Origin of the sequence: Reichenbachiella agariperforans (genome assembly GCF_900142205.1) — a bacterium.
Taxonomy (GTDB): domain Bacteria; phylum Bacteroidota; class Bacteroidia; order Cytophagales; family Cyclobacteriaceae; genus Reichenbachiella; species Reichenbachiella agariperforans.
In genome coordinates this window covers 20,177-33,267 of record NZ_FRAA01000003.1, presented here as the reverse complement: position 1 = coordinate 33,267, position 13,091 = coordinate 20,177, and the positions used below count along the sequence as shown (strand labels likewise).

Sequence of the window (13,091 nt, the reverse complement as noted above, 5' to 3'; positions counted from 1 at the left end):
TCAAGCAAAGGGAATGACGTGTAGCATAGAGCGGTCGAAATGACAAAAAAACAGGATGAGGGCATCTTGCAGAATAGCTAAAGGTTGGCATTGGCCAAAATCAAAGTGTGGAGATAATTGGCCGAATCTACTCCGCTACTACCCACTGCACGGGTGCGAAAGCTTCCTACAAGTTGCAGCGGCTCGTCGCATCAGTATTCTCTATACGAGTATCTTCCCGAAACTCACATATCTCTCTACTACAGCCTCTGACGAGACATCACTTGCCCCAAATTTACCTCCTATTTTCCATCGGTTTGAAAGGTAGTTTTTATACTTGCATCTTAAACCTAAGGGAAAAATGAAATTAGACTATCCTATCAAATTCGAACCGATTCTGAAATACAGAATGTGGGGTGGAGACAAACTAGTAGACGTACTCAACAAACAATCCGACGAAAAGAACCTCGGCGAGAGCTGGGAACTCTCAGATGTACCCGGTGATATCTCTGTGGTAGCCAATGGAGACCTCAAGGGCAAAGACCTCAAACAACTGCTGACGCTATATGGAGCAGACCTAGTAGGGCAGAAGAACCGAGAGCGATTCGGTACGGATTTTCCTATCCTGATCAAATACATCGATGCGAAAGTCCCACTATCTATCCAGCTGCACCCTAACGATGCTCTGGCCAAAGAGCGTCACAACTCCTTCGGCAAGACCGAGATGTGGTATGTCATGGATGCTGAGCCAGACGCAGATCTGATCGTAGGCTTCAACAAAGAAGTGACCAAAGAGGAGTATGTACAGCATGTGGATAACAATACACTAGAGGATATCCTCAATGTCGAGAAAGTCAAAAAAGGCGATAGCTTCTTCATCAATACAGGTAAGATTCACGCCATAGGTGCGGGCTGTCTGATCGCTGAGATTCAGCAGACCTCTGATGTGACCTATAGAGTCTTCGACTGGAACCGTGTCGACAAGGATGGCAAGCCAAGAGAGCTGCACACGGAACTAGCACTCGATGCGATTGACTTTGCGAAGAAGGATGACTTCTGGTTGGACTATACCAAACTGGAGAATAGTTCGAACGAAATCGCTTCATGTCCGTACTTTACCACCCACTATCTACCAGTCAAAGGCGAGACGACACAGGACTACAGTGCTACAGATTCTTTTGTGATCTATATGTGTGTGGACGGAGAAGGTACAGTCACGGCAAACGCGCACAGTGTTGCGATCAAGAAAGGCGAGACTATCCTGCTGCCCGCGGCGATAGATGAGGTGCAGTTGTCTTCCACAGGCATGGAATTGCTGGAAGTGACGGTCTAACAGCCAATGGTAATAAAAAAGCCGTCACAACCTTGATTGATTAGGTGTGACGGCTTTTTTGTGCGCCTTTGGGGAGTCTATGAACCGACGACTATCTCATCTAGTGTCACGACCTTGCCCGCGGCTAGTTGTCCCAAATGGATGTCACCGATGCGAACTCTGATGAGTCGAAGTGTGGGGAATCCCACGGCAGCAGTCATCTTTCGGACTTGGCGGTTTTTGCCTTCCGTGAGGGTGATGGATACCCAGCTAGTCGGTCCGTGTCTCTCGTCTCGCACATGGCGCGAGTTGGTCCAGCGCACTTCTTCATCTTCTAAAGCTTGCGCTTGACAGGGTAGGGTCGTGTAGGTTTCTTGTTTTACGGTGATATCCACGCCTGACTGTAGCTCGGTGATTGCTTGTTCGGTGATGATACCATCTACCAGTGCGAGGTATTCTTTTTCTACTTTTTTGCTTCGCACATCTAGGCTGACTTGGCCATCAGTGGTGAGGAGTAGCAATCCCTCAGAGGCTTCATCTAAGCGGCCTATTGCCATCGTGCCATCGGGAAAGTCGTACAGTTCTCCTAGTTTCTTTTTGTTCCTGCGCCTGCTTTCGTTGCTTACGAATTGTGAAAGATAACCGTAGGGTTTGTGTAGCATGAAGTGCTGGTGTGCGGGCATAGTATAGCATTGGCGTGACATGCGTCAAAATCGCAACGCACGGTGAAATTAGACTGCAAAAATAGTCACGCAGCTGTAGTATCCTATCGAACAGGTGACTATACCTACGGCAAGACCAATGAGTAACCTTTTTTTACGAGATCAAAATAGGCTTCTATATTGAACTGATAGTGGTATGCGCCTTTTTTGGAGGTGGATTTGTCTTTGCTATCGAGTCGATCTAGGTAGCCTGCAGATAGAATCTTCTTTCTGAAGTTTCGATCGTCTAGCGGTGCTTGCAGGATCTCTTGATAGAGCTTGAGCAGTTTCGGGATGGTAAATTTCTCCGGAAGGAGGTTGAACCCAATAGGCTTTCTGCGGGATTCATTTTGCAAGGTATGTAGCGCATCGAGAATCATTTGGTTGTGATCGATGACTAGGTCAGGAATCTCATCGATATGAAACCACTGTGCATGAAAGGACTGGACAAGCTCTTCTTTTTGCTCGTCGATACGAATGAGGCTGTAGTATCCTAACGAAATGACGCGTGCACCAGGGTCTCGGTCAATGTCAGAATAGGTGTTGAAATGCTCCAAAAACACATCCGTCAGTCCAGTGAACTTGGTTAGGATACGCTGAGAAGCCAGCTCGGCAGATTCATCGCTCTGCACAAAGCTACCGATCAATGACCAGTTGCCTGCCTGAGGTTCTACTTGTCTTTTAAACAAAAGCACTTTGAGTTTCTCTTCCACAGGATCAAAACCAAAGATAACATTGTCTACCGCCACTAAAATAGGCGTGCCATCTTGATACGTCTCGTTGTGTTTGGCTAGATTTATACCTTTGATTTCATTCATTTAGTAAAGATAATATAATTAAACGTTTCTTGTACGCTTAAATTAAAAGCGTTATTATTACGTTTAATTAGTAGAGACGACAACTATGGCAGATAAAACAATACTAGTAACGGGAGGATTGGGCTATATAGGAGCACATACCGTGGTAGAACTGATACAAGCAGGTCATCAGGTTCATATCGTAGATGATCTATCCAATACCGAGGAGGTTGTACTGGATAGGATCAAAGAAATTACAGGGGTCAAACCAGCATTTACATTGCTGGATCTGAGAGATGGAGTGGCTGTGGAGGCTTTGTTTTCGTCACAGTTTTTTGATGGAGTGATACACTTTGCGGCTTCCAAATCTGTAGGTGAGTCCTCTACTGACCCACTGCTATACTATGACAATAATATTTCAGGTTTAGTAAACTTGATTGCAAGCATGAAAAAACACGGTGTGTCAAACATCGTGTTTTCTTCATCGTGCACGGTGTACGGCCAGCCAGAGGTGCTACCAGTGACGGAGCAGACACCTATTCAGCCTGCCGAGTCTCCTTATGGGAATACCAAAAAAATCGGGGAGGATATCCTGCGTGACAGTTCACGGGCCTATGAGAATATCAATGCCATCGCACTGCGCTATTTCAACCCTATCGGGGCGCATAGTTCGTCGCTGATCGGTGAGCGACCAAAGGGGATCCCTAATAACCTGATGCCTTATCTGATGCAGGTAGCCACGGGGGAGCGCGAGATGCTCAGCGTCTTTGGCAATGACTATGATACGCCTGATGGGACAGCGGTTCGAGATTATATCCATGTGGTAGACTTAGCCAAGGCACATGTGATCGCTGTTAATCGTCAGTTGGAGAAGAAGCAAAAGACGGCCTATGAGTACTTTAACTTAGGGTCAGGTTCAGGATTTTCAGTGTTGGAAATCATCCAGTCTTTCGAGAAAATCAATGGCGTGAAGGTCAACTATCAAATCGCGGATAGAAGAGATGGAGATATAGAAAAAATATACGCTGACAATACCTACGCTACGGAGGAACTGGGCTGGACAGCACAGTTGTCTCTCGATGACATGATGTCCTCTGCGTGGAATTGGCAATTGAAATTAAAAGGTTAAACGAGAGTTATGAAAGAGGTCAATGCGAAGAAGGAAGCTATAATAGCGTGTTTCAAAGAGAAATTCGGTGGAGAACCTTTGGTGATCAAGTCACCTGGGCGTATCAACCTTATCGGTGAGCACACAGACTACAACAATGGGTATGTCATGCCCGCTGCGATCGAGCAGGCGGCCTATGTAGCCATCGCCAAGAGCGGATCCAAGGAGTGTAAACTGGAAGCGTTAGATTTAGATGAACAGTACAGTTTCTCCATCGACGATGCACTCAAACCTGTAGAGATGGGATGGGTCAACTATTTCCTCGGTGTACTCGATCAGTACAACAAGAAAGGACTGGCTCTCGAAGGATTCAACATGGTCTTTACGAGTGATGTGCCGTTGGGAGCGGGTCTGTCTTCTTCCGCAGCGTTAGAATGTTCTTTTGGGTTTGCAGTGAGTCAGTTGTTCGGGCACGAGGTGTCGTTGGTGGATGTTGCCAAGATGGGGCAGCAGGCAGAGCACAACTTCGCAGGCGTGAAGTGCGGGATCATGGATCAGTTTGCGAGTTGTTTGAGTACTGCGGATCATGCGATCATGTTGGATTGTCGCTCGCTGGAGTACACGTCTATCCCTTGTGACCTGAAAGACTACCAACTGGTGCTATTCGATACAGCGGTCAAGCACAACCTAGCCAGCTCGGAGTACAATGTACGCCGCGAGCAATGCGAATCCGGTGTAGCTGTGCTGCAAAAGAAATTTGAAGGAGTCGAGAGTTTGAGAGATGCGACAATGGAGCAGCTCGATGCGGTCAAGTCGGAACTAGATGCCGTCGTGTACGATAGGTGTGCATACGTGATCAGTGAAAACAATCGCGTACTTAAAGCTGCTGAAGCATTGAAGAGTGGTGATATCGAACTGCTAGGCAAACTCATGACCGAAACGCACGAAGGTCTGAGCAAACAATATGAAGTGAGCTGTGCAGAGCTGGACTTGTTGGCGGACATTGCTAAGGCTAACCCTGACATCATCGGCGCACGAATGATGGGAGGTGGATTCGGAGGCTGCACCATCAATATTGTCAAGAAATCGGGATTAGACACAGCAGTAGAAAGTGTCCTTGAAAGTTATAAAAAGGTCACCCAAGTGGAACTAAAGCATTATATTGTCGCCCCTGGCGATGGCGCCACTTTACTTAAAAACTAATTACTAAAACAAATGAATTTTTCTACGTTAGACTTTATTATTTTCGGCGCATACTGCGCCGTTATTTTGGGGGTTGGATTATTTGTCTCTCGGGACAAAGAAGGGCACGAAAAGAGTGCAGAAGACTATTTTTTGGCAGGCAAGTCTTTGCCGTGGTGGGCGATAGGGGCATCTCTCATCGCAGCGAATATCTCTGCCGAGCAGTTCATCGGCATGTCGGGTTCGGGCTTTGCGCTGGGACTCGCGATCGCATCCTACGAATGGATGGCTGCTATTACGCTACTGATTGTCGGTAAGTATTTCCTGCCGATTTTCATCGAAAAAGGACTGTATACCATTCCTGAGTTTGTTGAAAAACGATTCAGTACCAACCTCAAAACGATCCTTGCGGTCTTTTGGGTGGCCTTGTATGTGTTTGTCAACCTGAGCTCGGTATTGTATCTCGGTTCGCTGGCACTAGAGACCATCATGGGTATCCCGATGATGTACGGCGTGATTGGCTTGGCCTTGTTTGCGGCGGCTTATTCGCTGTACGGTGGGTTGTCTGCTGTGGCATGGACGGACGTGATCCAGGTCGTGTTCTTGGTTCTTGGAGGTTTGATTACGACCTATCTCGCGCTCGACGTTGTCTCTGATGGGCAAGGCATGATGGCAGGGTTTAAGCATTTAGTCGATGCAGCACCAGATCGTTTTCACATGATTTTAGAAGAGACTAATGAGCAATACTCCAACCTCCCAGGGATCTGGGTATTGGTAGGAGGGCTATGGGTAGCCAATATCTACTATTGGGGATTCAACCAGTACATCATCCAAAGAACTTTGGCAGCTAAGTCACTGGGCGAGGCGCAAAAAGGTATCGCATTAGCAGCCTTCCTCAAATTGATCATTCCATTCATCGTAGTGGTGCCGGGTATCGCTGCGTATGTGATCGTCAATGATCCAGCCATGATGGCGAGGTTGGGCGAAATCGCACAGTCCAATTTGCCAAGTGTAGGACAAGCCGACAAAGCGTATCCTTGGTTGCTGCAATTGTTGCCTTCAGGACTGAAGGGGATAGCATTCGCAGCACTGACAGCTGCGGTCGTATCGTCATTGGCTTCTATGCTGAACTCTACATCGACCATCTTTACGATGGACATCTACAAGCAGTACATCAACAAGAATGCTTCTGACAAGCAAATGGTAAACACAGGTCGTTTTGCGGCGGCAGGTGCATTGATCATCGCCTGTATCATGGCACCTCTCTTGGGAGGAATCGATCAGGCGTTTCAGTTTATCCAAGAGTATACAGGGATCGTGAGTCCAGGTATCTTGGCCGTATTCCTACTGGGGCTGTTCTGGAAGAAAACCACCAACGCAGCAGCGATATGGGGAGCGGTGATCTCTGTGCCGATAGCCATAGCATTCAAGTTCGTACCGGGTATGCCGTTTATGAACCAAATGGGTTTGACCGCTGTAGCTACCATGGTAGTGATCGTGATCATTAGCCAGTTGACCGGTGGAGGAAAGGACGATCCAAAAGGTATCGACTTGACCAAAGGATTGTTCAAAACCAATCCGGTATTTAACATTTCGGCATTTGTCATCTGTATACTCACCGCAGTGTTGTATGCGATGTTTTGGTAACATTATAAAAGAAGAATAAAACATGTTTGATTCAAAGGAACATTCTCATAGAAGACTCAATGTACTGACAGGGGAGTGGGTTCAGGTAAGCCCGCATCGGTCCAAAAGACCATGGCAGGGGCAGGTAGAGAAGCTGGAGCAAGAGAGACGACCTGAGCATGATCCGAACTGCTACCTATGCGCTGGCAATGAGCGCATAGGTGGAGAGCGAAACCCTGATTACAAGGACACTTTCGTCTTTACCAATGATTTTGCTGCGCTGCAAGGGGATATCCCCTCAGGAGGTGAGAGCACGGGGCTCTTGCAATCCAAGAGCGAAAGAGGACTGTGTAAAGTGATCTGTTTCTCTCCACGACACGATTTGACCATACCAGAAATGGATGTCGATGGGATCGAAAAGGTAGTGGAGCTTTGGGTCGAACAATGCAAGGAAATAGGAGCGATTGACTACATCAATCATATCCAAATCTTCGAAAACAAAGGCAGTGTGATGGGGTGCTCTAACCCCCATCCACACGGCCAAATCTGGGCGCAAGAGTCGATTCCTGTCGAGCCGATGAAAAAGCAGTTTCAGCAGGAGAAGTACCGGTTGGATCATAAGACAGACTTGTTGGAGGATTATATCCAGCAGGAGCTAGCTGCCAAGGAGCGTGTCCTATTTGAAAACGAGCACATGGTGGTCTTGATCCCGTATTGGGCGGTATGGCCGTTTGAGGCGATGATCTTGCCGAAGCGACGCATGGCGCAGATTATTGAGATGACTGCAGAGGAAAGACGTGCTTTTGCAGAAGCGTATCAGCACTTGACGATCAAGTATGACAACTTGTTCGAGACGTCCTTTCCGTATTCGGCGGGGATACACCAAGCACCGTATGACAACCGAGAGCATCCAGAGTGGCACTGGCACATGTCTTTTTATCCACCGCTGTTGAGATCAGCTACGGTCAAGAAGTTCATGGTAGGGTACGAGATGTTTGCCAATCCGCAGCGGGACATCACTGCGGAGTTTGCGGCGCAGCGTCTGAGAGATTTACCAGCAGTGCATTACGCCCAATCAGGGAATTGATCTTCAGAAGAGAGAAAACAAAGAAAGCCGATGCGATAGCGTCGGCTTTCTTTGTTTTAGAGACATGGTGCGTGTAGATAGATAGGGATTGGTTAGTCTTTAGGTTTGGAATGATTATCTTTAATTGGTGTTTAATAAGCCACCGTTACCATTAAACTCACCTGTATGAAACTAAACTTAATGAACACTCGGCGTATTAAATCTCTGAGTATGATCCTATTGGTCTTGTTGTCCTTTTCGCTAGTAGCGCAGGACACCACCGCTACCAAAGAGGATAAAAAAGCCGCAAAAGAAGCCAAGAAAAACAAAGTGCCTGAAAAAGGTGATGTCTACTTTTCCCCTGTTCCCGTATTGGGCGCTAACCCAGCTTTTGGATTCATCTATGGAGCGGGCGCAGCGGTTAGTTCATTTCTGGGTGAACCTAGCGATACCAAGTTGTCATCCGCGCTTTTAGGTTTGGCTTTTACGACCAAAAAACAAACGATTGTGACGCTGAAGTCTACGGTGTTTACCAGTTCGAATGATTGGGTATTCATGGGGGATTGGCGCTATTTGGATTCTTCACAGCCCACTTACGGTATTGGTACAGGTCCTCAGTCCGCTAGACTAGCCGATGATGGTTTTGAGTTTGATGACAAAAGCTATGATGGTACCTCTGAAGTGGATATGATGGAGTTCAACTTCTTTCGTTTTTATGAAACCGCTTTGCGCAAAGTCAACGACAATGGGTTTTATGCAGGGGTTGGTTTGCACCTTGATTTGTTCAATAATATCAATGACCAACTACTGCGTTTAGCGCCAGGTGATACGGTCATTACACCTTATTATGCATATAACGTATCCAAAGGTTTTGATCAGGACAAAAGCACACTGGTGGGACTATCGCTCAACGGGATGCTGGATACTCGTGACAACATCAACAATCCCTATGCGGGGAGATATGCCCTCATTTCATTCAAAATGAATCCAGCGTTCATCGGTAGTGACCAGAATTCTACCTCTCTGTGGTTAGAGTACCGTGACTACTTCAATTTCACGGATGACAACAACAATATCCTGGCTGTTTGGGCTTTTGGCAACTTCACCACCTCTGGCAATTTGCCCTACATGAACTTGCCAGCTTCAGCTTGGGATCAATACAGCAAATCTTCTGAGCCTTATGCACAAGGACGATTTAGAGGATATGATCTCGTTTTTGCAGGACTTGAATTTAGAAAACATCTAATAGCAACCAAGAAGAACCCTAAGTTCTTCGGTGCAGTAGCCTATGCGAACATGACCACTGCCAGTGGAGATGAAAACGGCATAGACCTGTTCGAGTACATAGAGCCAGGCTATGGGCTTGGCCTTAGGTTCAACATCAGTCAAAAATCCCGCACCAACATCGGTATTGATTATGGCTGGGGCAACTACGGGACCTCAGGTCTCTTCCTCAGACTCAACGAAAACTTCTAAACAACCAAAATATAATTAACCGCACCTTCTTAAGTCAGCCTTCATTATTAGGGATGATAACAGATCTTCTTTGGGAGTGAAACCCTAAGGAAGGTCTTTTTTATAGCAAGGCCTCTAAACCTTATAGATCTATATACAGCTGTGCCGATAGACCTATAAGGTTTGTCATAGAATAGGAGGGCTTACTCCCTAAATGCGGTCTATGCATCACAGGTCTTAGTACAGAGATGGGTTAGATTAGACTTGTCCCTTTGGCTCTATTGGGTTATTTTACTTTCTATTACCGAACCGACCAAGGCATACTTTACACCAGATTCATTAGATAAAGCATGTTTTGAAAAGAAAACAAATTAAAAGATATAAGGCGGATATGTGGCAAGGTGTTATATATCTGGTTGTTGTGTGCCATGCGAGAACGAAGAAAAACCCACCGCACATTTTAGCACATTTGTTTTTTACCAACACACAAACCCCTCCCCCAAAAAACCAAAAGAGCTAAAATCTCCCACCGCTCGGTGAAGTGTGATAATTCATCTCATTTTATAGTGAATATTCTCACAGACATTCTATATTTATATTTTTTGAAATAAAAGAAAATGAATCGCATAAAAGAAGTTCTGGAAGAACAAGGAAGAAGTCAAAAATGGTTGGGTGTTCAGATAGGCAAAAGCTATAATATGGTCAATGCCTATGTTCAGAACAGACAGCAGCCCAGACTAGAAGTACTTTATGAGATAGCAAGAGTATTGGATGTCAATCCAAAGGATTTATTGAAAGAAGGTTTGAATGACTAAAGAACATCAAATAGAAGAAAATCTGATTGAGCAACTCAAAGAGCTCAAATACACCTACCGTTCTGATATTACGGACAGGAAGGCGCTTGAACAGAATTTCAAAGAAAAGTTTGAGGCACTGAACCGTGTGCGCCTATCGGAAAGCGAGTTTCTACGCTTACGAGAAGAAATCATTGAACCTGATGTCTTTGCTGCTTCTAAAAAACTTAGAGAAAGACAGTATTTTCAAAGAGAAGATGGGACTCCACTGCATTACACGTTGGTCAACATCAAAGATTGGTGTAAAAATGAGTTTGAAGTAATTAGTCAATTACGCATCAATACAGAAAACAGCCATCAACGATACGACATCATTTTGCTGATTAATGGCTTGCCTGTTGTGCAAATTGAATTGAAGAAGCTAGATGTTACTCACCGCAAGGCCATGCAACAAATTGTGGATTACAAAAATGATCCTGGCAATGGCTATACAAATACTTTGATGTGTTACATGCAGTTGTTCATTGTAAGTAATGGGTCAAGAACAATTTACTTCTCCAACAATAAAAACCAACACTTTCAATTCAATGCGGACGAACAATTCTTGCCTGTTTATGAATTGGCAGATGTGAATAATAAAAAGATTAATCGACTGGATTTATTTGCTGAGAAATTTTTGTCCAAGTGCACACTTGGTGAAATGATTAGCAAGTATATGGTATTGGTGGAAAGCGAACAGAAATTGCTCGTGATGCGACCTTACCAAGTATATGCAGTAAAGGCGATTGTTGATTGTATTAAGGATAACCGTGGAAATGGTTATATCTGGCACACCACAGGTAGTGGTAAAACACTGACTTCATTTAAAGCCTCTACGCTACTAAAAGACAATGCAGATATTGAAAAATGTTTGTTTGTAGTGGACCGAAAAGACCTTGACCGACAAACTCGTGAAGAGTTCAATAAATTTCAGGAAGGTAGTGTAGAAGAAAATACCAATACCGAAACCTTGGTAAGACGATTACTTTCTACCGATTATGCCGACAAAGTAATTGTTACCACCATTCAAAAATTAGGCATTGCATTAGATAGCACCTCCAAGAAAAACTACAAAGAGCGTTTAGAGCCGCTGAGCAACAAACGCATCGTTTTCATTTTTGACGAGTGCCACCGTTCACAGTTTGGTGAAAATCATAAAGCGATTAAAGAGTTCTTCCCAAATGCACAATTGTTTGGATTTACAGGAACGCCCATTTTTGAGCAAAATGCTACTTATAGACAAATAACAGGTGAAGAAGAAACATTAAAAACCACAGACGCCATTTTTGAAAAGCAGTTGCACGCTTATACCATCACCCATGCCATAGATGATGAAAACGTACTCAGGTTTCGCATCGATTATTTTAAAGGAGAAGGAAAAGTACAGGCCAAACCCGGTGAAGCCATTGCGCAACAAGCCGTTGCAGAAGCGATTATCGACAAACACAATGCAGCTACCAATCAACGCAAATTCAATGCGGTGTTGGCCACTGCCTCTATCAATAATGCCATTGAATACTACCGTTTGTTCAAGGAAATACAGAAGCAAAAGCAAGCAGAAAATCCTGAATATGTGCCCTTAAATATCACTTGCGTATTTTCACCTCCTGCAGAAGGCAACAAAGACATTCTGCAAATTCAGGAAGACTTAGCGCAGGAGAAAGAAGACAACAAGCATAACCCTGAAGAGAAGAAACAAGCCCTGATAGAAATTATTGCCGATTATAACCAACAGTTTGGCACCAATCACGACATCAACAATTTTGATAGCTACTATCAAAATGTGCAAAAACGCATCAAAGACCAAAAATGGACCCGCAAGGAATTTAAACCAGAAGAAAGGATAGACATCACCATCGTGGTAGATATGCTACTCACAGGTTTTGATTCAAAATACTTGAATACGCTATATGTTGACAAAAACCTGAAATACCACGGACTAATTCAAGCGTTTTCACGAACCAATCGGGTATTAAACAACACCAAACCCCACGGTAATATCCTCGATTTCCGTTCGCAACAAGAAGCTGTAAACCAAGCTATAACCCTCTTCTCTGGTGAAGATGGAAGTAAAGCCAAAGAAATTTGGATGGTGGATCCTGCTCCAGTGGTGATTGACCAATACCAAAAAGCAGTGGAAGCTTTGGGCGATTTTATGGCAGCACACAACTTGGTAAATGAACCACAAGAAGTGTACAACCTTCGTGGAGATGCGGCTAAGATTGCTTTCGTAAAAAACTTTAAGGAAGTACAACGCCTAAAAACCCAACTCGACCAATACACCGATTTGGAAGAACAGCAGAAAAATACCATTGAAGCCATTCTGCCAAAAAACAACTATCAAGAATTCAAAAGTTCCTATTTAGAAACAGCAAAAGCCTTTAAGAAAAGGCAAGAAAAAGAAGGGACAGATGCACCCGAAGACATTCAGCAACTCGATTTTGAATTTGTACTCTTTGCCTCTGCGGTGATTGATTACGATTACATCATACGCCTGATTGCCGACAGCACGCAGCAAAAGCCTGCTAAACAGAAAATGACTGATTCACAACTCATCAGTTTGTTTAAGTCCAATTCGAATCTGATGGAAGAAGAGGAAGACTTAACCGATTTTATAAAACAGCTAGACAGGTCTAGGGGATATAGCGTTGAAGAAATATACAACATGGTCGAAACCTTTAGAGTAGAAAAATACGACAAAGAGCTGGCAAAAATTGCCAACAACCATGGTTTGCAAACCACAGCCCTAAAAACCTTTGTAGAGCAGATCATGAACCGAATGATTTTTGACGGAGAAAAACTCACCGACTTGATGGAGCCCCTGGAACTGGGTTGGAAACAAAGAAGCAAAGCTGAAACGGCACTAATGAGTGATCTGGTACCACAACTTAAGAAGTTGGCGCAAGGCAGGGAAATTAGTGGATTGGCAGCTTATGAATAGTCGTCTGAACCATGATTAATAAGGATTATTGGATTACCATGATTAAGGATAACAAAAAGGGAAAAATCAAGTCATCAAGCCAATCAAAAAA

General features: G+C 44.6%; 10 protein-coding genes. 8 read left to right on the top strand and 2 right to left on the bottom strand.

Annotated elements, in window-relative coordinates:
- Nucleotides 1–340 precede the first annotated feature (340 nt).
- On the top strand, nucleotides 341–1,312 hold the full coding sequence (locus BUB99_RS09485) for a type I phosphomannose isomerase catalytic subunit (protein ID WP_073121897.1): 972 nt from the start codon (nucleotides 341–343) through the stop codon (nucleotides 1,310–1,312).
- Nucleotides 1,313–1,389: 77 nt separating this feature from the next.
- Here the strand turns inward: BUB99_RS09485 and BUB99_RS09480 are convergent, their stop codons facing one another.
- Together BUB99_RS09480 and BUB99_RS09475 are read right to left on the bottom strand one after the other, a co-directional pair.
- A complete protein-coding gene (locus BUB99_RS09480; protein WP_073121895.1) occupies nucleotides 1,390–1,974 on the bottom strand; it encodes a pseudouridine synthase in 585 nt (194 codons plus the stop codon).
- Between the two features lie 104 nt (nucleotides 1,975–2,078).
- Nucleotides 2,079–2,810, bottom strand: coding sequence for an NUDIX hydrolase (locus tag BUB99_RS09475; RefSeq protein WP_073121893.1), 732 nt, complete (start codon nucleotides 2,808–2,810; stop codon nucleotides 2,079–2,081).
- An 85-nt stretch (nucleotides 2,811–2,895) separates the two neighbouring features.
- On the opposite strand from BUB99_RS09475, the gene galE reads away from it, so the two are divergent.
- The 7 genes from galE (at nucleotide 2,896) to BUB99_RS09440 (ending at nucleotide 13,000) form a co-directional block, all read left to right on the top strand.
- Nucleotides 2,896–3,918, top strand: coding sequence for a UDP-glucose 4-epimerase GalE (gene galE, locus BUB99_RS09470; protein WP_073121891.1), 1,023 nt, complete (start codon nucleotides 2,896–2,898; stop codon nucleotides 3,916–3,918).
- 9 nt (nucleotides 3,919–3,927) lie between these two features.
- A complete protein-coding gene (galK, locus tag BUB99_RS09465) occupies nucleotides 3,928–5,100 on the top strand; it encodes a galactokinase (protein WP_084190476.1) in 1,173 nt (390 codons plus the stop codon).
- 12 nt (nucleotides 5,101–5,112) lie between these two features.
- Nucleotides 5,113–6,726 carry a sodium/sugar symporter gene (locus tag BUB99_RS09460; protein ID WP_073121889.1) on the top strand — a complete coding sequence of 538 codons (1,614 nt, stop codon included), beginning with the start codon at nucleotides 5,113–5,115 and terminating at the stop codon, nucleotides 6,724–6,726.
- Between the two features lie 22 nt (nucleotides 6,727–6,748).
- Nucleotides 6,749–7,792 carry a UDP-glucose--hexose-1-phosphate uridylyltransferase gene (locus BUB99_RS09455; protein ID WP_073121887.1) on the top strand — a complete coding sequence of 348 codons (1,044 nt, stop codon included), beginning with the start codon at nucleotides 6,749–6,751 and terminating at the stop codon, nucleotides 7,790–7,792.
- A 165-nt stretch (nucleotides 7,793–7,957) separates the two neighbouring features.
- Nucleotides 7,958–9,247, top strand: a complete 1,290-nt coding sequence (locus BUB99_RS09450; RefSeq protein ID WP_245816821.1) for a BamA/TamA family outer membrane protein — start codon at nucleotides 7,958–7,960, stop codon at nucleotides 9,245–9,247.
- Between the two features lie 596 nt (nucleotides 9,248–9,843).
- On the top strand, nucleotides 9,844–10,041 hold the full coding sequence (locus tag BUB99_RS09445; protein WP_073121882.1) for a helix-turn-helix domain-containing protein: 198 nt from the start codon (nucleotides 9,844–9,846) through the stop codon (nucleotides 10,039–10,041).
- Complete coding sequence (locus tag BUB99_RS09440; protein ID WP_073121879.1) at nucleotides 10,034–13,000, top strand: type I restriction endonuclease subunit R; 2,967 nt, start codon at nucleotides 10,034–10,036, stop codon at nucleotides 12,998–13,000. Before BUB99_RS09445 ends, BUB99_RS09440 begins: the two co-directional genes overlap by 8 nt.
- Nucleotides 13,001–13,091 lie beyond the last annotated feature (91 nt).